Here is a 22,887-nt window from a genome sequence, read left to right as displayed (position 1 = left end):
AGGAAAGCGCTAACAGGGCACACCCCATTGGCGCGACAAGGATTCGCCGCACTTCGGTTCTCCTTGGGGAGTGGGGCCGGGAGCTACGCGCTCCCGGCCCCGGGGATCAGGGCGTGGTCCACTTCTGGTTCGCGCCGCCGCCGCAGGTCCAGATCTGCAGCCGGGTGCCGTTCGCGCTCGAATTGCCGGTGGCGTCGAGGCACTTGTTCGCGTTGGGGTTCACGATGTCCTTCGCCCCGGTCACGACCCATTGCTGCGCACCGGTTCCGTTGCAGTCGTAGAGCTGCACCGGCGTCCCGTCCGCGGTGCCCGCACCGGAGACGTCCATGCACTTGCCGAGGGCGCGGATCGTGCCGTCGGTGCCGACGGTCCAGTTCTGCGCGGCGTTGCCGTTGCAGTCGGTGATCTGGATCGGCGTGCTGTTGGCGGTGTTCGCCCCGGCGACGTCGACGCACTTGCCGCCGATGCCGGTGATCGTGCCGGTCCGGCCGCCGCCGCTGCTGGAGGTGTTGGTGACGTGCACGTAGTCGACGATCAGCTGCTGCGGGAACTGCGTGCTGCTGTTGGGATCGCCGGGCCAGTACCCGCCGACGGCGAGGTTGAGGATGATGAAGAAGTTGTGGTCGTACACCCAGCGGTTGCCGTTCAGGTCCGACGGCGTGCGCGTCTGGTAGAGGTTGCCGTCGACGTACCACTTGATCTGGTTGGGCGCCCAGTCGATGGCGTAGGTGTGGAAGTCGTCGGAGAAGTTCGGGCCGTTGTAGGCGGCGCCGATGCCGCCGGAGCCGGAGTATCCGGGGCCGTGGATGGTGCCGTGCACGGTGTTCGGCTCGAACCCGACGTTTTCCATGATGTCGATTTCGCCGTCGGTGGGCCAGTTCCCGCCGCCGAGCATCCAGAACGCCGGCCACATGCCCTGCCCGCGCGGGAGTTTCATGCGCGTTTCGAAGTGGCCGTAGGCCTGGCTGAACTTGCCGGCGGTGTTGAGCCGCGCGGAGGTGTATTCGCAGCGGCCGTACCAGCAGTTGTAGTTGCCGGGGTTTTCCTTCTTGGCGGTGATGACGAGGTGGCCCTGGCCGTCGAGCTGGGCGTTGTTGGTGCCGGAGGTGTAGTACTGCCGCTCGTGGTTGTTGACGTTGTCGCCGGTTTCGAGCTGCCACTTCGAACCGTCGACCCCGGCACCGGCGGCGCCGTTGAAGTCATCGGTGAACGTGGCCGCTGCTTCTGCCGGGGCCGTCGTGATGGCTTGCTGCCCGAGGCCGAGCAGCGCGCAGGCGGCGAGGAGTGCCGCCCAGCGGTTCTTCTTGGAGGTGGACATCGTTGTCGCCTCTCTCACCGTGGGGACCGGCGAACCGCGCGCAGCACGGAACGCGGGGAGGGGGAGCCGGCCCCGCCTGCCGGGGCGGCGGCAGGTGTGACCGTGTGTGCCCGCGGCCTTCGGGCCTGGGCTGGCTTTGTTGTGCGTGGCAACAAAGTATGCATGGTCCAGACAAGGCGGGCAACCGTCGGACGGTCATTTTTTTTCAACCCGAATTAAGGGGGTGTCGGGGTGGGGATGATGGGGGTGAGCTGGGGGATGCGGGGGTTCCGGTGAGCGGGGCATGGGGGTTTGTGGCTCGCTGGGGGGTGGTTCCCGCTCAGTGGGCATGGTGGTTGAGGGGCGATCCGCTTCTGGGTTCTCGTCGGTTCCTGTTTGCGTGCCGGCTGCTCGTCGGGTGTTCGGTGGGCGGCTTGCGCCGCGGGTCCGCGGGTCTGGTGCGCGGGTCTGTCCTGCGGCGGGCTGTGGGCCTCGCCCGTGTGCGGCAGTTGGGGCCGCCGCGGATCAAGCCGCGTCGGAGTTCGGGGCTCCCGGCTTGGCCAGCCTCGATGTCGCGCCCTGCTCCAGGAGGTCCGCCACCGGGAGGGTTGCCGCTCCCGTGGCCACCGCGTCCAGGCCCAGGGAGCCCAGCTGGATCGATGTCTGGCTGAACGGGTGCCGCAGGGCGTGTTCGCCCGCCGCTGCGGCGATTGTCGGCAGGAGCTTCTCTCCCAGGGCCAGGCCCGCCCAGCCGCCGATCACGATGCGCTCCGGGTTGAACAAGTTGATCAAGTTCGCGATGCCCGCTCCGAGGTAGCCCGCCGTTTCGTCGAGCACTCGCGAAGCCGTTTTGGACCTCGAGGCCGCCGAAAGCAGGGCCGAAAACTGGGCCTGCTCGTCCTCGCCCGTGATGTCCTTGCCGCGCGCCCGGCGGTACCGCGCCAGCACCGCGCCCGCGCCGATGTAGGCCTCCAGGCACCCGCGCGAGCCGCAGCGGCACTCCTGGCCGCCGTACGCGATCGTCGTGTGGCCCCACTCGCCCGCGCTGCTCGTCGATCCGCGGTACGTCGTCCCGTCCGTCACCACCGCCGCGCCCACGCCCGAGCCGATCAGCGCTATCACCGCGTGGCGGGCTCCGCGGCCCGCGCCGAACCACATCTCCGCCTGGCCCTGGGTCTTCGCGCCGTTGTCGACGAACAGCGGCAACCCCACGCCCGCCTGCTGCAGCATGGCCTCGAACGGCACCGCGTCCCAGCCGACCGTCGGCGCGTGCACCAGCACCCGGTCGCCCTGCTCGACCGTTCCCGGGACGCCGATGCCGACCCCCAGCACGCCCGATTCGTCGATGCCCGCGCTCGCGAACACCTCCCGGAGCCCGGACGTCACCTGCTCGACCGCCGTCGCCGCGTCGGGGGCCTTCGGGAGCGGGTGCTCGACCGTCGCCAGGCGGTTCATCGCCAAGTCGAACAGCTCCACCTTGACGCCCGTTTCGCCGATGTCGACGCCCGCGACGTGCCCGTACGCCGGGTCCACGCGCAGCAGCACCCGGGGCCGGCCGCCGTCCGATTCGACCTGGCCGGCTTCGGTGATCAGGCGTTCTTCGCCCAGTTCGGCGGTCACGTTGCTCACCGTGGCGGCACTCAATCCGGTCAGCTGGCTGAGTTCGTGCCTCGACAGCGGGCCGTCGAAGTACAATTTCGACAGCAGCAGGGATCGGTTGTGCCGCCGCAGATCGCGGACGGTGGTGCGCTTGCTCGCCATGGGCAACCCATCTGAACTTCTTACCGGCTCACTGACAGGATGCCTGATCACCGTAAGTTGTGGCTATGTATTAAGTGGTGAACTAAGTCCCGAACCCATGGTCGGGGGGCCGCGGTCTGGCAGAATCCTCCCGGTGACCCAGGTGGTGCGCCAGACGACCCGTGACCTCAGGCGGCACAACCGCGCGGCACTGCTCTCCTCGCTCTACCTCCGCGGTCCCGTCAGCAGACTGGAACTGGTAGCTGAATCGGGACTGTCGGCCGCCACCGTTACGAACGTCGTCTCCGAGCTCATCGCGGACGGCGTCGTGGCCGAGGCCGGATCGGTCGAATCGGACGGCGGGCGGCCGCGGACGCTGCTGGCCGTCCGGCCCGGGTTCGGGCAGGTCGTGGGCGTGGACGTCAGCGAGACGCACGTCGAGGTCGGCCTGTTCGACTGGGCGCTCGGCACCCTCGCCACGGTGCGCCACCCGCTCGTCGGCACCCGCCTCGACCCGGACGAAGTGGCCGGGCTGGTCCGCACCGGCATCGCCGAAGTGCTCGCGGGGGGCGATCCGGACGCGGTGTTCGGCGTCGGCATCGGCGTGCCGGGTGCGGTGCGCGACGGCGGGATCGTGCACGCGCCCACCCTCGGCTGGAGCGGGGTGAACTTCGCCGACCTGATCCACCCGCACATCCAAGCGCCCCTGCACCTGGACAATCGCGCGCGCACCCTCGGCCAGGCGGAGACGTGGCGGGGGGCCGGCCGCGGCGCCGAACGCGCCATCGTCGCCCTGCTCGGCGTGGGTGTCGGGGCCGCCGTTGCGACGGCCGGGCGCTCGCACCCCGGCATCACCACCAGCGAGTGGGGCCACACCGTCGTCAAGGCGGCGGGGGCTGCCTGCCGGTGCGGCTCACACGGCTGCCTGGAGGCCTACGTCGGCGTCGAGGCGGTCGTCCGCCGCTACGCCGCTCTCGCCGGCAAGGAACCGGTCATCGGGGACGAAAGCGACGTCGAACTGGCGCGGATCGTGGCCGAGGCCCAGCGTGGTGGCCCGGCCGCCGACGTGCTCGCCGAAACCGGCGAGTACCTGGGCATCGGCATCGCGAACCTGATCAATCTGCTCAGCCCCGATCGGGTGGTGCTTTCCGGCTCGGCCGGGGCGATCATGGGACCGGCGATCCTGCCCGCGGTGCGCGACGCCGTGGGCCGGCACGCCCTCGGCTACCTGGCCGAGCGCACCGAGGTCGTCCTCGGCCGGCTCGGGCCGGAGGCGGTCGCGCTCGGCGCGGCGACCCTGCCGATCGCCGAACTGCTGGCGAACGGTGGCCGGACCGGCTGAAACCCTTGCGACGCAAGGAGCAACGCCGGAAACAGGTCCAGACCGCCAGTTCTTTCAGTACTTAAACTTAGGTACAAAACGTTACCGCCGTGTTATTGACGTGACCCGAGTCACCCGGGTTGACTTCGGGACGTCGTTCGGTCGCCGGCGGTCGGGGCTCGCTACCAGTCGACAGTAAGCAAGTCGTCGATGAAAGTAGGAGGAACCGATGCGAGCCAAGCGCGCAGTAGTTGCAGCGCTAGTAGCCGTGACGGCCTTGAGCGGGCTCACGGCGTGCTCGGGCGGGAGTTCCAACGCCGCCCAGAGCAACCCGGACTCCGTGCTCAACGTCGGCAAGCCGGACGGCCCGCAGGCGGAGAACAACAACCCGTTCCTGGAGACGTCCGCCCTGTCGAACATGGGCTACCGGTGGATGATCTACGAGCCCCTCGTCATGTTCAACCGCGTCAAGCCGCAGGATCCGGGCAAGCCCTGGCTGGCCACGAAGTGGGACTGGTCGGACAACTACAAGAAGCTGGCCCTGACCGTCCGTGACGGCGTCAAGTTCTCCGACGGCCAGCCGATGACCGCCGAGGACGTCGCCTACACCTTCCAGCTGCTGCGCGACAACAAGGCGCTGAACGTCGACGCCGTGCCGTACAAGGACATCACCGCGGCCGGCAACCAGGTCACCCTGGCCTTCGACGGCTCGCAGTTCGTCAACCAGGTCAAGATCCTGCAGACCCTGGTCGTGCCGAAGCACGTCTGGCAGGGCGTCAAGGACCCGGCGCTCGACCTCGTGAAGAACCCGATCGGCACCGGGCCGTACACGCTCAAGTCGGCCACCCCGCAGACGATGATCGTCACGCGGCGCGACAACGGCTACTGGCAGGAAGCGCCGAAGGTCAAGGAGATCCGCTACACCTCCTACACCGACAACAACGCGCAGGTCAACGCGCTGGTCAACGGGGCTGCCGAGTGGAGCTTCGTGTTCATCCCGAACTACAAGGCCGTCTACACCAACAAGGACCCGCAGCACTACAAGCTGTGGTTCCCCGCGCAGCTGGCCGTGCACGGCCTGTGGTTCAACACCGAAAAGGCGCCGTGGAACGACCCGAAGCTGCGCCAGGCCATCAACAAGGTGATCAACCGCGAAGACATCTTCAACCAGGGTGAGGCCGGCTACTTCTACCCGAAGAACGACCAGGTCACCGGCATCCCGACGCCGGCGGGCGACCCGTTCATCGCGCCGCAGTACAAGGGCCAGTCGGTCCAGGCCGACGTCCCGGGCGCGAAGGCGCTGCTGACCGGGGCCGGCTACAAGTTCACCGGCGACAAGCTGGCCGACCCGGGCGGCAAGCCGGTCACCATCAAGCTCACCGTCCCGTCGGGCTGGTCGGACTACATCACCGACCTGGAGATCATCAAGGACAACCTGGCGCAGATCGGCATCACCGCCACGGTCGACAAGATGAACCAGGACGCGTGGATGAAGTCGGTCGACACCGGTGACTTCGAGGGCCTGATGCACTGGACCAACGACGGGCAGACGCCGTACGACCTGTACCGCGACGTCATGGACGGCAACCGCTACAAGCCGACCGGCCAGGGTGGCATCAACGGCAACTACGGCCGCTACAAGAACGACGAGGCGACCAAGGCGCTCGAGACCTACGCGAACGCCGAGGACGACGCCGCCCGCACCGCGGCCATGGCGACGCTGCAGAAGATCATGATCGAGCAGCAGCCGATGATCCCGACGTCGGCGGCCAACTCCGGCGGCGAGTACAGCACGAAGAACTGGGTCGGCTGGCCCGACGAGGCCAACCCGTACGCGCCGGCCCAGCCGACGCTGCGCAACGCGCTCGACATCGTCATGCACCTCAAGCCCGCGGCCTGACGATGGCCGACTCAGCCGTGACGACCGAGCAGTCTCCCTCCGACCCCGTCGCCGTCGGGCCGGAGGGGGACCTCCCCGTGGTTCTCGAAGCCGCAGGACTCACGAAACACTTCCCCGTCCGCCGCACGGGCCGGGCCGCGCTGACCGGCCCGCGCCGCGCCATCCAGGCCGTCGACGACGTGACCTTGACGCTCCGGCGCGGCCGCGTCACCGCGCTGGTCGGCGAGTCCGGCTCGGGCAAGTCGACGGTCGCGCGCCTGCTCGCGGGCCTCTACCCGCGCACCGGCGGCGACATCCGGCTGCACGGCGAGACGGTGAACGTCAAGCACGGCAAGGCGTTCCGCGCCTACGCCCGCCGGGTGCAGATGATCTTCCAGGACCCGTTCGCGTCGCTGAACCCGGTGCACACCGTGCGCTACCACCTGACGCGGGCGCTGAAGATCCACGGCCGGGCGGGTGAAGACCTCGAGAAGGCGCTGCACGAGCTGCTCACCCGCGTCCAGATGACCCCGCCCGAGCGGTACATCGACAAGTTCCCGCACGAGCTGTCCGGCGGCCAGCGCCAGCGCGTCGCGATCGCGCGGGCGCTCGGCGCCGACCCGGAGGCGCTGCTGGCCGACGAGCCGGTGTCCATGTTGGACGTCTCGATCCGGCTCGGCGTGCTGAACCTCCTGCGCGACCTCAAGGAACGCCTGCACCTGGCGATCCTGTACATCACGCACGACATCGCGTCCGCGCGCTACTTCGCCGACGAGACCATGGTGATGTACGCGGGCCGGATGGTCGAAGGCGGCGACAGCGAAACCATCACGCAGCGGCCGGCGCACCCGTACACCCGGCTGCTCATCGAATCCGCTCCCGACCCGGACCGGATCGCGGGCGGTCGTGGCCCGGGCGAGACGCCGGCCGAACGCGGGTCCGGCGAACCGCCGAGCCTGCTCGACCCGCCGCCGGGCTGCCGGTTCCACCCGCGCTGCCCGGTGGCGATGGAGCGCTGCAAGACCGACCTGCCGCCGCGGTTCGAAGTCGACGACGCACCCGGGCACTGGGCCGCGTGCTGGCTGTACGACGGAGCCGCCCGATGAGGTTCCTGCTGCAACGGCTGGCCTTCTACGCCTTCACCGCGTGGGCCGCCGTGACCATCAACTTCTTCATCCCGCGGCTGATCCCCGGCGACCCGGTGCAGTCGCTGATCGCCAAGAACCAGGGCATGATCAGCGCGGAAGCGATGCAGTCGCTGTACGTCCTGTTCGGACTCGACAAGAACGAAAGCCTGATTTCCCAGTACTTCGACTATTGGGGCCAGCTCTTCCGCGGCGATCTCGGGATCTCGTTCACGTTCTTCCCGACGCCGGTGTCCGACCTGCTCACCGACAGTCTGCCGTGGACGATCATCCTGGTCGGCGTCACCACGGTCGCCGGCTTCGCGATCGGCACCGGGCTCGGCGTGATCGCCGGCTGGAAGCGCGGCTCGTGGGTCGACGGCCTGCTGCCGGTGACGACGTTCCTCTCGTCGATCCCGTACTTCTGGCTCGGCCTGATCGCGCTCACCCTGCTGGCCGGCCCGGGCAGCTTCTTCCCGTCGTCCGGCGGCTACGACCCGGGCACCATCCCGGGCTGGGACGGCACGTTCATCGGCAGCGCGGTCCAGCACAGCCTGCTGCCCGCGCTGACCATCCTGATCAGCTCGATGGGCAGCTGGATCCTGGGCATGCGCAACATGATGGTCACCGTCGCGTCGGAGGACTACGTCACCGTCGCGCACGCCAAGGGCCTGCCGGAACGCCGGGTGATGGTCGGCTATGCCGCGCGCAACGCGCTGCTGCCGAGCGTGTCCGGCTTCGCGCTGGCGCTGGGCTTCATCGTCGGCGGCACGCTGCTGGTCGAGATCGTCTTCTCCTACCCCGGCGTCGGCTACCAGCTGTTCCAGGCCGTCGGCTCGCAGGACTACCCGCTGATGCAGGGCATCTTCCTGATCATCACGCTCTCGGTGCTGGTGGCGAACCTGTTCGCCGACGTCGCCTACCTGGCGCTCGACCCGCGCACCCGGAAGGAGGGCTGACATGGCCGTACCCGCGGCGGACGTCAAAGCCGCCCAAGCCCTCCCCATCGACGCGATCGCCGGCCGCGCGAAGCGGCGCCGCTTCCGGTTCCTCACCAGCGGCAAGACGGCCACCGGCCTCGCCGTCATCGTCTTCTTCCTGGTGATCGCGGTCATCGGCGAATGGATCGCGCCGTACGACCCGTCGGCGCGCAGCAGCGACCTGCTGGAATCGCCGTCGGCGCGGCACTGGTTCGGCACCACCCACCTCGGCCAGGACATCTTCAGCCAGGTCCTGGTCGGCACGCGCAGCGTCATGCTGGTTGGGCTCGCCGCCGGGATCGTGGCGACGATCCTCGCGGTGATCGTCGGCGTGACGTCCGGCTACCTCGGCGGCACGCCGGGGGAAGGCCTGTCGGCACTGTCCAATGTGTTCCTGGTGATCCCCGCCCTGCCGCTGATCATCATCATCGGCAGCGCGGTGCCCACCGGCGGGGACATCCTGGTGGCGGTGATCATCGGGTTCACATCGTGGGCGTGGGGCGCGCGAGTCCTCAGAGCACAGACGCTTTCGCTACGGGGCCGTGAGTACGTCGAAGCCGCCCGGGCCACCGGCGAGTCGACGTGGCGGATCATCTTCTTCGAGATCCTGCCGAACCTGACGGCGGTCATCGCGTCCAGCTTCGTCGGCACGGTGATCTTCGCCGTGATGTCGGAGATCACCCTCGCGTTCGTCGGCGTCTCGGGACTGTCCAACTGGAACTGGGGCACGATCCTGTTCTGGGCGCAGAGCCAGCAGGCCCTCGCCCAGGGCGCGTGGTGGTGGTTCGTGCCGGCCGGGCTGGCGATCGCCATCCTCGGCACGGCGTTGTCCCTGCTCAACTTCGGCATCGACGAGTTCGTCAGCCCGCGGCTGCGCGGCAGCGGCAAGGCGCGCGTCAAGGGCGCCGACGGGCGGACGCATCGGATGCGCGTGGGCTTCACGCCCGTGCTCGGGCGGGAGGAACGGCCGTGATGGACCCGGTGCTGGAGATCAAGGGCCTGGACGTCGACTACGGCGTCGGCGCCGAGGCCGTGCGCGCGGTCCGGGACGTGCACCTGACGCTGCACCGCGGCGAAGTCCTCGGCCTGGCCGGGGAAAGCGGCAGCGGAAAGTCCACGTTGGCCTACGGGCTGACGCGGCTGCTGGCACCACCGGGCGTCATCCGCGGCGGCGAGGTGCTCTACCACCCCGCGGACGGTGAGCCGTACGACGTCCTGAAGCTGACGGACAAGCAGCTGCGGGACTTCCGGTGGGCGGAGACGTCCATCGTGTTCCAGGGCGCGATGAACTCGCTGAACCCGGTGCACAAGGTGGTCACCCAGCTGGTCGACGTCATCAAGGCCCACGAACCGCGGTCGACGAAAGCGGGCCGCGTCGCGCGGGCTCGCGATCTGCTGAAGCTCGTGGGAATTTCGGCCGACCGGCTCGAGGCGTACCCGCACCAGCTGTCCGGTGGCATGCGGCAGCGCGTGATGATCGCGATGGCGCTCGCGCTGGAGCCGCGCGTGGTCATCATGGACGAGCCGACGACCGCGCTCGACGTCGTGATGCAGCGGCAGATCCTCGGCCAGCTCGTGGAACTGCGGGAGCGGCTGGGGTTCTCGGTCCTGTTCATCACGCACGACCTTTCGCTGCTGGTGGAGTTCTCGGACCGGATCGCGATCATGTACGGCGGCCGGATCGTCGAGCAGGCGCCGGCGGCGGAGTTCTACCGGGACGCGCTGCACCCGTACAGCCACGGCCTGCTGAACTCGTTCCCCGCGTTGCGGGGGCCGCGGCGCGAGCTGGCCGGGATTCCCGGATCGCCGCCGGACACCCGCGGGATGCCGTCCGGCTGCGCGTTCCACCCGCGGTGCCCGAAGGCTTTCGAGCCGTGCCCCGACCGCGTGCCGCTGCTGGGAACGCCCGGCGACCCGGCGCGCGAGGTGGCCTGCTGGCTGCATCCCGTTGTCGCCGATACAGCTCACTGACCGTCCTGTCCGGTAACTCTGGAGGAGAGCCGCCTTGACCGAGACCACCGCCGCGACCGCCGAGCAGCAGGCGCTGATCGACACCCTGCCGCCGGACTTCCGCTGGGGCGTGGCCACCGCCGCGTACCAGATCGAAGGCGCGGTCTCCGAGGACGGCAGGACACCGTCCATTTGGGACACCTTCTGCCAGGTGCCGTGGGCGATCGACAACAACGACACCGGTGACGTGGCGTGCGACCACTACCACCGGATGCCCTCGGACATCGAGCTGGTCCGCGAGCTGGGCGCGGACACGTACCGGTTTTCCGTGGCGTGGCCCCGGGTCCAGCCGCACGGCCGCGGCGGCGTCAACGAGGCGGGCATCGGGTTCTACGATCGGCTCGTCGACGAGACGCTGAACCGCGGGATCACGCCGTGGCTGACGCTGTACCACTGGGACCTCCCGCAGGAGCTGGAGGACGCGGGTGGCTGGCCGGCGCGCGACACCGCGTACCGGTTCGCGGACTACGCGATGCTGGTGTTCGACCGTCTTTCCGACCGGGTCCGGCATTGGACGACACTGAACGAGCCGTGGTGCTCGGCGATGCACGGGTACGTGCACGGCGTGATGGCGCCGGGCCGGCGTGACTACGCGGCCGGGATGCACGCGGTGCACCACCTCCTGCTCGGCCACGGGCTGGCGGTGCAGCGCATGCGCCAATCAGCACAGCGCCCCACGGAATTCGGCATCACGCTCAACATGTGCACGGCCGACCCGGCGACGGACTCCCCGGAGGACGTCCGCGCGGCCCGGCAGGCGGACGGCCTCGGCGTCCGGATCTATCTGGACCCGCTGGTCCACGGCCGCTACCCGGCGGACGTGGTGGACGACCTGGCCGACCGCGGTGTCGAGCTCCCGGTCCAGGACGGCGACCTCGACGTGATCTCGGCACCGCTGGACTTCCTGGGCGTGAACTACTACTTCGGCCAGCAGTTTTCCGGAGTGGACGAATCAGGGTCCTCAGTGGACGATGACGGCGTCCCGGCGTCGAGGGTGGTCCCGTTCGGCGAGCCGACGACGGCGATGGGCTGGGAAATCCTGCCCGGCAAGTTCACGGAGCTGCTGACCCGGCTGGGTCGTGACTACCCGGGCTTGCCGATGTACATCACGGAGAACGGCTCGGCCTTCGACGACGACCCGGACTCGTCGGGCTTCGTCCGCGACGACTCCCGCACGGCGTACTTCGCGTCGCACATCGCCGCGGTGGCGGCGGCCCGGCAGGCCGGGGCGGATGTCCGCGGGTACTTCGCGTGGTCCCTTTTGGACAACTTCGAGTGGGCCTACGGGTACGCGAAGCGGTTCGGGCTGATCCGGGTGGACTACGAGACGCAGCAGCGGACGATCAAGCAGAGCGGCTACTTCTACCGCGACACCGTCCGGCGGGTGCGCGGCAGCTGAGCTCTCGGCGGTAGGGCCGGCCCCACCAGGGTGGCGGTGGTGTACCCCATGGTCCGGCTCGGGGGATTTCCCTAGCGTCGGCCGGGCGAAATCCCGACCGGCGACCTGGGGGAGCCATGACCGTCCGAACGGAGAACAGACCCTTACCGGCCGAGGTGGCACCGCGGTGGTGGCGACGACCCTGGGTGGCGCCGCTCGCCCTCGTCGTCGCCGTTTTCCTCGCCTACTCGGTCCCGCCCTACCTCACCCTCGATCCCGCGCGGTCACGCGTGCCCGCGCCGCCCGGATTCCCCGCGCACTACTGGTTCCTCGTCGCGCACATCACCTTCGGGACCATCGCCATCGTCGGCGTCATCCTGCAGATCTGGCCGTGGCTGCGTCGAAAGCACCCGGTCGTCCACCGTCGCGTCGGGCGGGTCTACGTCTTTGCCGGGGCGATTCCCGCCGCCGTGATGGCGGCCACCATCGGTGCGGTGAGCCCGTTCGGCCCGGTGGTCGGGACGCTCGACGTCGTCGCCGCGCTGCTGTGGCTCGGCTTCACGATCGCCGGGTGGCGGGCGATCCGGCAGCGCCGGTATGCCGAGCACCGGAAGTGGATGATCCGCAGCTTCGCGATGACCATGAGCACTTTGACGAGCCGCGCCCTCTCGCCGATCGCGTTCCTGCTCGTCATGCCGCGGGTCGAGGACAAGAGCGAGCTGATCCTGAGCGCGGGCACGCTCTCCGCCGTGCTGAGCATCCTTTCGTTGCTGCTGCTCAGCCAGTGGTGGCTCGACCGGAAGCCGAAGAGGCCAGCCACCGCGCGATGATCGTCCGCTGGATCTCCGACGCGCCTTCGTAGATGCGGGGCGCCCGGACCTCCCGGTACAGGTGCTCCAGCAGGTGCCCGCGCCGCAACGCGCGGGCGCCGTGGAGCTGGACCGCCGAGTCGACGACGAACTGCGCCGCCTCGGTGGCGAACAGCTTCGCCATCGCCGCCCGGCCGCCGAGGTTCGCCTCGCCCGCGTCGTACGCACCCGCCGCCGCGTAGACCAGCAGCCGGGCCGCTTCCGTACGGGTGGCCATCTCGGCCAGCGCGTGCGCCACCGCCTGCTGCTTGATCAACGGTCCGCCGAAGGCCTCGCGCGCGCTCGTGTGGGACACCGTGGCGTCCAGCGCCGCCTGGGCCATGCCGACGGCGAACGCGCCGACGCTCGGGCGGAACAGATCGAGGGTCCGCATCGCGACGGCGAACCCACGGTTCTCCTCGCCGAGCAGTTCCTCGCGCCGGACCTCGACGCCGTCGAACGTCACCGTGCCGATCGGGTGCGGGCTCACCAGGTCCAGGTGCTCGCCGCCCAGGCCCGGGCGGTCGGCGGGGACGACGAACGCGCTCACCCCGCGCGAGCCGGCGCCCGGCGTCGTCCGGGCGAACACCGTGTAGAAGTCGGCTTCCGGCGCGTTGGAGATCCACATCTTCTCGCCTGTGAGGCGCCAGCCGTCACCGTCGGCCTCGGCCGCCAGTGAGAGCGCCGCCGCGTCCGAGCCGGCGTCCGGTTCCGTCAGCGCGAACGCCGCCACCGCGTCACCGGCCGCCACCGCGGGCAGCCACTTTGCGACCTGTTCGTCCTTTCCGGACTGCAGCACCGGGTAGCTTCCGAGGCCCTGCAACGCCAGCGCGGTCTCGGCTTCCGTGCTCACAGTGGCGAGGTTCTCGCGCAGGATGCACAGGTCCGTCGCGGCCGCCTGTCTCGACGGCTTCCCCGACGCGACACCGGGGAAGAGCCGCGCGAGCAAGCCGAGCGCGCCCATCGCCTTGAGCAGCGGGCGGTTGACCGAACCCTCCACACCGGACTCGGCGATCGGCCGCAGCTGCTCCTCGGCCAGCCGTCGCACCTCGACGGCGAACGCCTGCTGAGCAGGGTTGAGGGCGAAGGTCATGAGGGCGCTCCCGGTCGCCAGCGGGCATGGGCGGTGCCGGTGGGACCGGACCGGACGAGGTCGAGCCGCGGCTCCGGTCCGTCGGAGCGGCCCGTCTGCGGCTTGCGGCTGCCCGCGGCGAACGGCTTCGGCCACGGCATCGGATAGCCCTGTTCGGCCGCCGCGTGCAGCGTCCACTGTGGATCGTAGAGGTGCGTCCGGCCCAGTGCGCAGAGGTCCGCGCGCCCGGCCAGGATCAGCGAATTGACGTCGTCGTAGGACGAAATGGCCCCGACGGCGATCACCGCGATCCCGTACTCCTCGCCGATTTCGTTGCGGATCCGGTCGGCGTAGGGCGTCTGGTAGCTGCGGCCGTACTGCGGGCGTTCTTCGCTGACGACCTGCCCGGTCGAGACGTCGATGCCCGCGGCGCCGTGGGCGGCGAACGCACGCGCGATCTCGACGGCGTCGTCGGCGTCGATGCCGCCCTCGCACCAGTCGGTCGCCGAGATCCGGACGGTCATCGGCCGCTCGGCGGGCCAGACCGCCCGCACCGCGTCGAAGACCTCCAGGGGGAAGCGCAGCCGGTTTTCGAGCGAGCCGCCGTAGGCATCCGTGCGCTGGTTGGTCAGCGGCGAGAGGAACGACGACAGCAGGTAGCCGTGCGCGCAGTGCAGTTCCAGGACGTCGAACCCGGCGCGGGCCGCCGCGTGAGCGCACGCGACGAACTGCTCGCGGATCTCGTCGAGGTCTGTTGTGGACAGTTCACGGGGGACTTGGTTGCGTTCGGAGTACGGCAATGGCGAAGGGGCGCAGACTTCCCAGTTGCCGGCCGGGAGCGGCTCGTCGATGCCGTCCCACATGAGTTTCGTGGAACCCTTGCGCCCGGAGTGTCCCAATTGGACGCCGATCCGCGCCGGCGTCTGCGTGTGCGCGAAGTCGACGATCCGCTTCCAGGCGGCTTCCTGTTCCGGTGTGTACAGCCCGCCGCAGCCGGGCGTGATCCGGCCTTCGGGGGAGACACAGACCATCTCGGTCATCACCAGCCCGGCCCCGCCGAGGGCCTTGCTGCCCAGGTGCACCAGGTGGAAGTCGCCCGGCACGCCGTCAACCGCGGAGTACATGTCCATCGGGGACACGATGATCCGGTTCGGCAGCTCCAGCTCGCCGAGCCGGAACGGCTGGAACATCGGCGGCCGCGACGTCGTCCCGAGCGAGCGCGCGAACCAGTGGTCGAGCTCGGCCGCGAACTCGGGGTCGCGCAGGCGGAGGTTGTCGTAGGTGACGCGGCGGCTGCGCGTGAGGATGTTGAACGCGAACTGCGGCGGTTCCTGGTGGGCGTACTGCGCGATGTTCTCGAACCACTCCAGGCTGGCCTGCGCGGCGCGCTGGGTCGACGTGACGACCGGTCGCCGTTCCAGTTCGTAGGCCTTGAGCGCTTCGGCGACACCGTCGTTTTCGTGCAGGCACGCGGCCAGCGCGAGCGCGTCCTCCATGGCCAGCTTCGTGCCGGAGCCGATCGAGAAGTGCGCGGTGTGCGCGGCGTCGCCGAGGAGGACGACGTTCTCGTGCACCCAGGTCTCGCAGCGGACCGTCCCGAACGAGACCCACTTCGAGTTGTTCGCCATGACCTGGTGGCCGTCGAGGACGTCGGCGCACAGCTCGCGGATCAGCGCGATCGACTTCTCGTCGCTCTCGCCGGGCTTCAGTGAGGTCGCCGCGATCGGCCCGAACGTCCGCTGCCAGACGTCGTCGGAGACCTCGAGGATGAACGTGCTGCCCTCGCGGCCGTACGGGTAGCCGTGGATCTGCATGATCCCGGCCGGCGTTTCGAGGACGTAGAACTTGAAGGCGTCGAACACGAGGTCCGTGCCCAGCCAGATGTACCGGCACCGGCGGGTCTCGACGCTCGGCCGGAACGTTTCGGCGTACCGCGCGCGCATCGCCGAGTTGACGCCGTCGGCGGCGATGACCAGGTCGTAGCCCGAGAGATCGGCCGGAGCCTCCTCCCGGAAGTGCAGCCCGACGCCGAGTTCGCCGCAGCGGCTCTGGAGGATGCCGAGCAAGCGCTTGCGGCTCATCGCGGCGAAGCCGTGGCCGCCTGAGGTGGTGACCGTGCCGCGGTAGTGGACGTCGATGTCGTCCCACCGGGCGAATTCGGCCTTCATCGCCTCGTGCACCGCCGCGTCGGCGTGCTCGATCCCGCCGAGCGTCTCGTCGGAGAACACGACGCCGAAGCCGAAGGTGTCGTCGGGCGCGTTGCGCTCCCAGACGGTGATTTCGTGGCCGGGACCGAGCTGTTTCGCGAGCGCGGCGAAGTACAGACCCGCCGGGCCGCCACCGATGACCGCGATTCGCACGCCGTCCAGGGTATGTCGTGACGACTACGACCGTCAATAACGCGAAAGATGGCGTACCGTGTCCGCATGGAACGCATCAACCCGCCGGAGCTGGGCAAGCCGTCCGGCTTCTCGCACGCGGTGGTGGCCGAGGGGCGGGTGGTCTTCCTCGCCGGCCAGACCGCGCTGGACGCGTCGAACAAGATCGTCGGCGAGGGCGTCGTCGCCCAGTTCGAGCGCGCACTCGGCAACCTGCTGGCGTCGTTGCGCGCGGCCGGCGGGTCCCCGGCGGACCTCTGCAGCGTGACGATCTACATCGTCGACATGGCGGATTACCGGGCCCACGCCCGCGAGATCGGCGCGGTCTGGCGTCGGCTGGCGGGCACGGAGTACCCGGCGATGGCGGGCATCGGCGTGTCCCGGCTGTGGGACGAGGAGGCGCTGGTGGAGGTCCAGGGGTTCGCGGTGCTCAGCCGAGGTTGATCGCCTTCGCGACGAACGCCCGGGCCGGCGTCTCCAGCTGCGCGTGCAGCGCGAAGAACAGCTCGGCCGCACGGATCCCGGACCAGCCTGCGGGCAGGAACTCGGCGGGCAGGCCCGGGTCGAGGTAGGGCATCCGGCGCCAGCCGGTCAGCACGCGGACGTAATCACCGAAGGCCTCTTCGTCCGGCACCGGCTTGCGGCGCTGCCAGCGGCGCAGGGCCGGGCCGTGCTCGTCGAGGAATGTCGTGTACAGCTCGTCCAGGCGGTCGAGGTCCCACCAGTCGCGGACCTTCGCCGCGACGTCGCCGAACGCCAGGTGGTCGGCGCGGAACAGGTCGGCGTAGCCGGCCAGGCCGAGCCGGGTGAGCGCTTCCTCCGTCGCCGCGTGGAGGTGGGCCGGGGCGATCCAGACGCCGGAGGCCGCCGTGCCGAAGCCCATCCGGGCGAGCTGGGTGCGCAGGAGGTGGCGCTTGTGGCGCTCGGTCTCGGGTACCGAGAACACCGCGAGCAGCCAGCCGTCGGCGGCGGTCGCGCGCCCGCGGCGGAAGATCCGCTCGTCACCCTCGCGCAGGATCTCCCGGGCGTCGTCGGACAGTTCGTAGCCCGCCGTCGCGTCACGCCGCACCGCTTCGAGGATTCCGCGCCGCTTCAGCCGGGAGATCGACGAGCGCACCGCGGGCTCGTCGACGCCGACGGCGGCGAGCAGGTCGATCAGCGAGGCGACCGAGAGCCAGCCGCCTTCGGTGCGCGAATAGAGGCCGTACACCGTCACGATGAGCTGGCGAGGCTGGGCGGACCGGCCGGAGCCGTCCAGTTCGGTTGCCTCGGGTACGGCCGTCATCGCGCCACGATAGCAACTCCCGCCCGGATCGCTCCGCTACGATTTCGCCGCGATGCTGCCAGCCACCAAGGGGATCTTCGACCGGCTCACCCGCCGCGGCCGCCTGATGACCAAGCGGACCTGCGACCGGCAGGGCCACGTGCTGCGCGGCGGGCGCTTCCTCTTCCGCACCCCGACCGCGTGGGAGTACGCCGCCGCCGTCGCCGGGGGCAGTGATCCGGCCGCGCAGCGGTGGCTCGGCTGGCAGCGCGACTCGATCGTCGCCGAACCGCTGCGCGCGGACGCGCTGCGGGTCGTGCCCGGCACCGGCCCGGTCTGGACGTCACCCGATCCGCAGTCCGTCGACCTGGTGATGATCGACGTCGAGGCCAACCGCTGCGCCGGGCTGGTCAGCGTGCACACCGGCGAGGACGGCGGCCCGGAGACCGGCGGCTACCTCGCCCCGGCCTACCGCGGTCGCGGCTTCGGGCGGGTGCTCTTCGCCGCCGGGCTGACGCTGGCGCACGAGCACCTCGGCTTGGCGCGGGTGCGGGCCGGCGCGGAAGTCGGCAACGTCGCCAGCGCGCGGTCGCTGCAGGCCGCCGGGCTCGCCCGGGTCGGTGGCCCGCCGACGTACCGGCTGCCGGACGGCCGGATCACCGAGGCGTGGTGGTTCCAGCACGACGTCCCGCGCCCGACGCGCTGCGGTGGGCCTCAGGCAAGCTGGTTCCCGGTAGCGTCGGTGCTCTGACAGCTTTGGGAGGTTCCGGGTGGCGGAGCCCCCGGCCCGGGGCCGAGCCCCGGATGACACAGACTTCGGCCGTCGCCGACGTTTTCCGTGGCTATCTTCGCCGTATGACTTCGCTTTCCGCTCCGGTTCCGCCCGTGCCCCTCGACGTTCCGCCGGGGAGCGTCGCCTGGTTGCGTGCGTCCGTGGCCCGCTTCAGCAACGGTGCCGACCACGTCCGGCGACGCGCGCTGGCCGTGGACGCGCTGGCTTCGGTCGACGCGGATTCCCTGCGGGAGAACGCTTTTCTCCGCACTCGCGGGATCGTGTCCGGTCGCGACGTCGTCGACGTGATGGCCGAGATCGCGCGGCCGGTGCTGGTCGGGGTGCTCGCCGAGGCGCTGGGCCTGCCGGACGTCTCGGCCGACGTCGCCGGAGTCGCGGCGGCGTACCACCCGCACGTGGCGCCGGGCGAGGCCGCCGAAGCGGCGTTGACGCGGCTGGTCGCGGCCTGCGGCGGGCCGACCGAATCCGCGGCGGCCCGGATCGGCCTGCTCGTCCAGGCCTGCGACGCCACGGCCGGCCTCATCGGCAACGGGCTTTTCGCGTCACTGACCGGAAAACCCGCCGAGCAGCCGGTGCTCGCCACGCGCCGCCGGATCGACGGCGCGGACGTCACGGTGTCCCTCGCCGGGACGCCGTTCGGGGCCGGGCCGCGCGCGTGCCCGGGGTCGCGGCACGCCCTCGCTCTCTCGGCCGGCGTTCTCGAGGCGTTGCGCGGCTTTCGCCTGACAGAAGGGGAAACGACCTGGGTTTCGTCGCCGAATCTCCGGATGCCCTCGGCGCTGTGGGTGACCCGCGGCTGAACTGCCGGGGCCTTCTGCTAAGACTTACCGCGTTCATCTCTGGGGGAAGGCGGGGAATTGCTGTACTTCGACGGCCTGCTCGGCATCGTCACGTTCGGGTTGTGGATCTTCTGCTTGGTCGACGTGATCACGACGGACGAATCGTCCTGCCGCAACCTGCCGAAGGGATTGTGGTTGCTGCTCGTGCTGGTCGTGCCGCTGGTCGGCTCGATCATCTGGCTGGTGGCAGGCCGTCCGCAGCAGGTGGTGCGGGCTCGCGGCCCGTACGAGCGCCAAACGCCGGCGTTTCCGGAGTACGACCGGCCGGGCCGGTTCGCGGCGACGAGCCCGGAAGACGACGAGGAATTCCTCCGCAAGTGCCGGGAACGCGCGGAAGCGCAGCGCAAGCTGGCCCGCGAAAAGCGCGGCGACGAATAGCCGCTAGCAGCCGGGGCCGTCGCAGGTGCCGCGTTCGTAGGCTTCCAGCGTCGCGATCACCAGCTGCCGCTCGGCAGGGGTCAGCGGCGTCAAGGCGTCGCTCCAGGCCTTCGCGCCCCGGGCCAGCCAGGCGTCGACCGCCGGCCGCTTGTCCGGGGTGATGCTGACGATCGTGCGGCGGCGGTCGGCGGGGTCCTCGTCGCGGTTCAGCACGCCCTGGCGGCTGAGGTCGCCGACCATCAGGCTCGCCGTCGTCGGCGCCACCTGGAGGCGGGTGGCCAGCTCGGTGACCGTCATCGGGCCGTCGAAGAGCAGGTACGACAGCAGCGAGAGGTGTCTCGGCGCCAGCGCGCAGCCGTCCAGCTCGGCCGGCACCGGCGTGCGCTTCGCCCGCCCGACCAGCCGTGGCATGAGCAGCAGGAGCTGCCGCACGCCGTCCTCGACACTCGGCCCGGCCTCCGTTGACACCACTCACCTCCCGTCGGTAGTTTTGTTTGCAAAGCAAACACTTAGCTCGAGCGTACCTCGCGCCCGCTCGAGCCTACCGGCCAGAAACAAGGGGATCCCATGACCGCGCCAGCCGACATGAACGAGTTCAACAAGCAGGTCGCCGCCGAATTCCGGGCCAACGAGGGCAAGGTCGGCGGCATGTTCGATGGCAAGAACGTGCTCCTGCTCACCACGATCGGCGCGAAGAGCGGCGAGGAGCGCCTGTCCCCGCTCGTCTACACCCTGGACGGCGACCGCTACGTCATCGCCGCGTCCATGGGCGGTGCGCCCAAGAACCCCGCCTGGTACCACAACCTGGTCGCCAACCCGAAGGTCACGGTCGAGGTCGGCACCGAGAAGTTCGAGGCCACGGCCACCGTGATCGCCGACCGCGCCGAGCGCGACCGCCTGTACGCGGGCATGGTGGCGCACGCCGAGGGCTTCGCGGAGTACGAGACGAAGACCGACCGGCTCATCCCGATCGTGGTCCTGGAGCGCTAGGACGCGACCGGCGCGGGCTCGGCGCGCGTCTCGGCAGGGTGGTCCGCTTCCTGCCGTTCCGCGCGCCGGGCTTCCTTGCGGGCGATGAGCTGCTTGCCGACGTCGATCAACGGCTTCTCGACCCAGCGGTGGATCAGGTCGGCGATCGCCAGGCCGACCAGGAACACCGTCAGCCCCGAGACCGTCCGGTGCGCTCCGAGCCCGGGCACCGCCTGCACGACGACGAAGTGCACCGGCCCCTGGAGCAGGTACAGCGAGTACGACCGCTCGCCCACGAACCGCATCGGGGCGGTGCTGAGCAGCCACCGCAGGGGGCCCGGGCTGACCAGTACGATCAGCAGGAGCATCGTCAGCGCCGCGTACGCGACCAGCAGCCACAAGTTGTTGCGGGTCTCGTGCCAGAGGTCGTCGAAGTTCGTGTGCAGCAGCGCGAACGCCACGACGATCGGGATCGCCGCCAGCGGGTGCGTCAGCGGCTTCAGCAGCGCGTACCCGCGGCGGTAGTGCAGCAGGATCGCCAGCAGGCAGCCGCCCGCCAGGATGAAGTAGTGGATCGTCGAGCGGTAGATCGCCGTCTGCGAGTACTCGAGGACCCAGCCGCCGGTGGTCAGCGGGACCAGCGCCAGCAGCGCGACCATCGCCACGCCGACCAGCAGGAACTTGCGCTTCGCCGCCCCGATCCCGATGGCGACCAGCAGGAACGGCCAGACGAGGTAGAACTTCTCCTCGATGCCGAGCGTCCACGAGCCGCTGAAGAAGTTGTCCGCGCCGTGGGTGGCCGCCGGCAGGAATTCGTTGAGGAACGTCAGGTAGTACTTCAGCGCCTGCGGGAAATCGCGCGAGTAGAACTCGCCGCGCAGGACGACGAACGCGACGATCCCGCCGAGGATCACCAGGTACGGCGGCAGGATCCGGAACACGCGCCGGATGTAGAAGTTCGACAGCGAGATCCGGCCGGTGCGGTCCTGCTCGCGCAGCAGCAGCGTGGTGATCAGGAATCCCGACAGCACGAAGAAGAGGTAGACGCCGACCCAGCCCGACAGCCACGTCCAGTTCGGGCCGCCGAAATGGAAGAAGATGACCATCGTCGCGGCGAGCGCGCGCAGACCGTCGAGCCCGGGGAACCGCCGCATGCCGAGGTAGTCCTCGTGGCTCATGGTGCGCAAGGCGGTTCCCCTATCGATGCGGTGGCCGGCCGAGTATATGGCTCCGATTTCCAGTGCCTTTTCCCCGGCCGGTTTCGCGATCACCAGGCCCGGAAGACGTTCCCGGCGTCGTACCGGGACTTGAGCTCCCGGAGCCGACGCAGGTCCGCGGCCGGAAAAACGCCCTCCGTGAGCTCCTCCGGTGCGTGCTCGCCGTAGACGAACGGCAGCAGCCGGCCGGTCGTCCACGGCGCCAGCGCGTCGAACAGCTTCGCGTGCGCGCTCCGGATGGCCGCGACGCCGTCGTCGCCGACCATCGACAGCGCCCGGACGACGAACTCGGCCGAGCGGTCCCAGCCCACGCCCGGCGTCTCCGGCGTCCGGGCGAGCGCGCCGCCCAGCCGGTCGATGATGAGCACCGGCGGCGCGGCCGCGCCCGGGCCGGCGTGCTCGACGATCGCGTCGAGCATGGCGTCGTTCAGCTGGGAGACGGTCGCGTTGGTGCCGTGGTAGCCGTGCGGCTGCCGCGGCTCGGCCGCGATCGACCCCGACTCGGTGAACGGCATCGGCCGCAGCGTGTCCGCCAGCGCGGGGGCGACCGCGCGCAGCGGCGCGACGAGGTCGTCGCCGCCCTCGCCGAGGTAGGCGATCCGGATCTGGGCGACGTGCCGGCCGCGCACGGGCTCGGGCACCATCGGCAGGTCGGGGTACTGGATCATGGCCAGTGACGTCGTCAGCGTGTCCGGCGCGGCCGCCGACCACGTCCGCCACGCCCGCAGCGCGGCCGGCACGTCGGCGCTGCCGAAGGTGAGGCTGCCGCCGTAGAGGTCGCTGACCGGCATGAGGTCGAATTCCATCGCCGTGACGACGCCGAAGCCGTCCCGGCCACCGCGCAGGGCCCAGAACAGGTCCGAGCCCGGCTCGGCCCGCCGGAGCTCGCCGTCGGCGGTCACGACGTCGAGGGCGCGGACGTGGTCGGCGGCGCGGCCGTACCGGCGGGCCAGCAGCCCGAAGCCGCCGCTGAGCGTGTAGCCGACGACGCCGACGTCCGGGGAGGAGCCGCTGAGCGGCGCCAGGCCGTGCCGGCCGGCGGCTTCGATCACCGCCTCCCACCGGACACCGGCTTCGACGCGGGCGGTGCGGGCGGCGGCGTCGATCTCGACGCCGGTCATCCGCCGGGTGCTGATCAGAACGCCGTCGGTGCCCGCGGTCAGGCCGTGCCCGGTGGCTTGGACCGCGACCGGCAGCCGGTGCTCGGCCGCGTACCGCACGGCGGCGGCGACGTCCTCGGCGCTTTCGGCGGCGATGACGGCCGCGGGCGAGGTGGGCACGGCCGTCTGGAACCCGGTGACTTCTTCGGTGTAGCCGTCCTGACCGGGGCGGAGGAGGTTCATTTCGGGTCCTTTCGTTCGCTGTCTCCAGCTTCGAACGGACTCGGTCAGAAGTCCAAG

21 protein-coding genes are annotated in these 22,887 nt (G+C 70.2%); 13 read left to right on the top strand and 8 right to left on the bottom strand.

Translation table 11 applies throughout. The annotated features are described in order from the left end of the window. Nucleotides 1-106: 106 nt before the first annotated feature. Nucleotides 107-1,318 (bottom strand): glycoside hydrolase family 16 protein, encoded by a 1,212-nt coding sequence (locus ISP_RS43270; protein ID WP_013230104.1) that lies wholly within the window; start codon nt 1,316-1,318, stop codon nt 107-109. A gap of 504 nt (nt 1,319-1,822) precedes the next feature. Further along, on the bottom strand, nt 1,823-3,058 hold the full coding sequence (locus ISP_RS43265; RefSeq protein WP_013230103.1) for an ROK family transcriptional regulator: 1,236 nt from the start codon (nt 3,056-3,058) through the stop codon (nt 1,823-1,825). Between the two features lie 133 nt (nt 3,059-3,191). Here ISP_RS43265 and ISP_RS43260 point away from each other — a divergent pair, with 133 nt between their 5' ends. From ISP_RS43260 to ISP_RS43225, 8 genes are all read left to right on the top strand, one after another. Then, complete coding sequence (locus ISP_RS43260) at nt 3,192-4,379, top strand: ROK family transcriptional regulator (protein WP_013230102.1); 1,188 nt, start codon at nt 3,192-3,194, stop codon at nt 4,377-4,379. Nucleotides 4,380-4,626: 247 nt separating this feature from the next. Beyond that, nucleotides 4,627-6,258 (top strand): ABC transporter substrate-binding protein, encoded by a 1,632-nt coding sequence (locus ISP_RS43255; protein WP_014467774.1) that lies wholly within the window; start codon nt 4,627-4,629, stop codon nt 6,256-6,258. A 17-nt stretch (nt 6,259-6,275) separates the two neighbouring features. Continuing rightward, the gene (locus ISP_RS43250) at nt 6,276-7,343 is read left to right on the top strand and encodes an ABC transporter ATP-binding protein (protein ID WP_013230100.1); all 1,068 of its coding nucleotides are present in this window, start codon (nt 6,276-6,278) and stop codon (nt 7,341-7,343) included. Then, on the top strand, nt 7,340-8,320 hold the full coding sequence (locus ISP_RS43245) for an ABC transporter permease (protein ID WP_013230099.1): 981 nt from the start codon (nt 7,340-7,342) through the stop codon (nt 8,318-8,320). Before ISP_RS43250 ends, ISP_RS43245 begins: the two co-directional genes overlap by 4 nt. A gap of 1 nt (nt 8,321) precedes the next feature. After that, nucleotides 8,322-9,314: an ABC transporter permease gene (locus ISP_RS43240; protein ID WP_013230098.1), complete on the top strand. Its 993-nt coding sequence runs from the start codon at nt 8,322-8,324 to the stop codon at nt 9,312-9,314. Beyond that, the gene (locus ISP_RS43235) at nt 9,314-10,312 is read left to right on the top strand and encodes an ABC transporter ATP-binding protein (protein WP_013230097.1); all 999 of its coding nucleotides are present in this window, start codon (nt 9,314-9,316) and stop codon (nt 10,310-10,312) included. The genes ISP_RS43240 and ISP_RS43235 overlap by 1 nt, the downstream gene beginning before the upstream one ends. 34 nt (nt 10,313-10,346) lie before the next feature. Next, on the top strand, nt 10,347-11,750 hold the full coding sequence (locus ISP_RS43230; protein WP_013230096.1) for a GH1 family beta-glucosidase: 1,404 nt from the start codon (nt 10,347-10,349) through the stop codon (nt 11,748-11,750). Nucleotides 11,751-11,935: 185 nt separating this feature from the next. Beyond that, the gene (locus ISP_RS43225; protein ID WP_013230095.1) at nt 11,936-12,559 is read left to right on the top strand and encodes a DUF2306 domain-containing protein; all 624 of its coding nucleotides are present in this window, start codon (nt 11,936-11,938) and stop codon (nt 12,557-12,559) included. On the opposite strand, the gene ISP_RS43220 is transcribed toward ISP_RS43225, so the two are convergent. Beyond that, nucleotides 12,507-13,670 carry an acyl-CoA dehydrogenase family protein gene (locus tag ISP_RS43220; protein ID WP_013230094.1) on the bottom strand — a complete coding sequence of 388 codons (1,164 nt, stop codon included), beginning with the start codon at nt 13,668-13,670 and terminating at the stop codon, nt 12,507-12,509. The two genes, ISP_RS43225 and ISP_RS43220, sit on opposite strands and share 53 nt — an antisense overlap. Continuing rightward, on the bottom strand, nt 13,667-16,009 hold the full coding sequence (locus tag ISP_RS43215; RefSeq protein WP_013230093.1) for a bifunctional salicylyl-CoA 5-hydroxylase/oxidoreductase: 2,343 nt from the start codon (nt 16,007-16,009) through the stop codon (nt 13,667-13,669). Before ISP_RS43215 ends, ISP_RS43220 begins: the two co-directional genes overlap by 4 nt. A gap of 66 nt (nt 16,010-16,075) precedes the next feature. On the opposite strand from ISP_RS43215, the gene ISP_RS43210 reads away from it, so the two are divergent. After that, nucleotides 16,076-16,471 (top strand): RidA family protein, encoded by a 396-nt coding sequence (locus ISP_RS43210; protein WP_013230092.1) that lies wholly within the window; start codon nt 16,076-16,078, stop codon nt 16,469-16,471. On the opposite strand, the gene ISP_RS43205 is transcribed toward ISP_RS43210, so the two are convergent. Further along, entirely contained in the window at nt 16,458-17,312 is an 855-nt protein-coding gene (locus ISP_RS43205) for a PaaX family transcriptional regulator (RefSeq protein WP_013230091.1), read from the bottom strand. The two genes, ISP_RS43210 and ISP_RS43205, sit on opposite strands and share 14 nt — an antisense overlap. 52 nt (nt 17,313-17,364) lie before the next feature. On the opposite strand from ISP_RS43205, the gene ISP_RS43200 reads away from it, so the two are divergent. The 3 genes from ISP_RS43200 to ISP_RS43190 all read left to right on the top strand — a co-directional run bounded on the left by ISP_RS43200 (nt 17,365) and on the right by ISP_RS43190 (nt 19,301). Beyond that, on the top strand, nt 17,365-18,042 hold the full coding sequence (locus ISP_RS43200) for a GNAT family N-acetyltransferase (RefSeq protein ID WP_013230090.1): 678 nt from the start codon (nt 17,365-17,367) through the stop codon (nt 18,040-18,042). Nucleotides 18,043-18,224: 182 nt separating this feature from the next. Continuing rightward, nucleotides 18,225-18,884 (top strand): cytochrome P450 family protein, encoded by a 660-nt coding sequence (locus ISP_RS43195; RefSeq protein WP_013230089.1) that lies wholly within the window; start codon nt 18,225-18,227, stop codon nt 18,882-18,884. A gap of 57 nt (nt 18,885-18,941) precedes the next feature. Next, on the top strand, nt 18,942-19,301 hold the full coding sequence (locus ISP_RS43190; RefSeq protein WP_013230088.1) for a PLDc N-terminal domain-containing protein: 360 nt from the start codon (nt 18,942-18,944) through the stop codon (nt 19,299-19,301). A 3-nt stretch (nt 19,302-19,304) separates the two neighbouring features. Here the strand turns inward: ISP_RS43190 and ISP_RS43185 are convergent, their stop codons facing one another. Then, complete coding sequence (locus ISP_RS43185; RefSeq protein ID WP_013230087.1) at nt 19,305-19,769, bottom strand: MarR family winged helix-turn-helix transcriptional regulator; 465 nt, start codon at nt 19,767-19,769, stop codon at nt 19,305-19,307. Nucleotides 19,770-19,868: 99 nt separating this feature from the next. Here ISP_RS43185 and ISP_RS43180 point away from each other — a divergent pair, with 99 nt between their 5' ends. Beyond that, entirely contained in the window at nt 19,869-20,291 is a 423-nt protein-coding gene (locus ISP_RS43180) for a nitroreductase family deazaflavin-dependent oxidoreductase (protein ID WP_013230086.1), read from the top strand. Here ISP_RS43180 and ISP_RS43175 read toward each other — a convergent pair. Together ISP_RS43175 and ISP_RS43170 are read right to left on the bottom strand one after the other, a co-directional pair. Then, a complete protein-coding gene (locus ISP_RS43175; protein ID WP_176742200.1) occupies nt 20,288-21,448 on the bottom strand; it encodes an acyltransferase family protein in 1,161 nt (386 codons plus the stop codon). The genes ISP_RS43180 and ISP_RS43175 overlap by 4 nt on opposite strands. A gap of 89 nt (nt 21,449-21,537) precedes the next feature. After that, a complete protein-coding gene (locus ISP_RS43170) occupies nt 21,538-22,830 on the bottom strand; it encodes an FAD-binding oxidoreductase (protein WP_013230084.1) in 1,293 nt (430 codons plus the stop codon). Between the last annotated feature and the right edge of the window lie 57 nt (nt 22,831-22,887).

Source organism: Amycolatopsis mediterranei (assembly GCF_026017845.1).
Classification (GTDB): domain Bacteria; phylum Actinomycetota; class Actinomycetes; order Mycobacteriales; family Pseudonocardiaceae; genus Amycolatopsis; species Amycolatopsis mediterranei.
This window is presented reverse-complemented; position numbering and strand designations above follow the sequence as displayed.

Excerpts from the sequence above, each read along its gene's own strand:
- ISP_RS43270 (WP_013230104.1), bottom strand. The coding sequence starts at position 1,318 with ATGTCCACCTCCAAGAAGAACCGCTGGGCGGCACTCCTCGCCGCCTGC.
- ISP_RS43265 (WP_013230103.1), bottom strand. The coding sequence starts at position 3,058 with ATGGCGAGCAAGCGCACCACCGTCCGCGATCTGCGGCGGCACAACCGA.
- ISP_RS43245 (WP_013230099.1), top strand. The coding sequence starts at position 7,340 with ATGAGGTTCCTGCTGCAACGGCTGGCCTTCTACGCCTTCACCGCGTGG.
- ISP_RS43240 (WP_013230098.1), top strand. The coding sequence starts at position 8,322 with ATGGCCGTACCCGCGGCGGACGTCAAAGCCGCCCAAGCCCTCCCCATC.
- ISP_RS43235 (WP_013230097.1), top strand. The coding sequence starts at position 9,314 with ATGGACCCGGTGCTGGAGATCAAGGGCCTGGACGTCGACTACGGCGTC.
- ISP_RS43220 (WP_013230094.1), bottom strand. The coding sequence starts at position 13,670 with ATGACCTTCGCCCTCAACCCTGCTCAGCAGGCGTTCGCCGTCGAGGTG.
- ISP_RS43210 (WP_013230092.1), top strand. The coding sequence starts at position 16,076 with ATGGAACGCATCAACCCGCCGGAGCTGGGCAAGCCGTCCGGCTTCTCG.
- ISP_RS43205 (WP_013230091.1), bottom strand. The coding sequence starts at position 17,312 with ATGACGGCCGTACCCGAGGCAACCGAACTGGACGGCTCCGGCCGGTCC.
- ISP_RS43200 (WP_013230090.1), top strand. The coding sequence starts at position 17,365 with ATGCTGCCAGCCACCAAGGGGATCTTCGACCGGCTCACCCGCCGCGGC.
- ISP_RS43180 (WP_013230086.1), top strand. The coding sequence starts at position 19,869 with ATGACCGCGCCAGCCGACATGAACGAGTTCAACAAGCAGGTCGCCGCC.
- ISP_RS43175 (WP_176742200.1), bottom strand. The coding sequence starts at position 21,448 with ATGAGCCACGAGGACTACCTCGGCATGCGGCGGTTCCCCGGGCTCGAC.
- ISP_RS43170 (WP_013230084.1), bottom strand. The coding sequence starts at position 22,830 with ATGAACCTCCTCCGCCCCGGTCAGGACGGCTACACCGAAGAAGTCACC.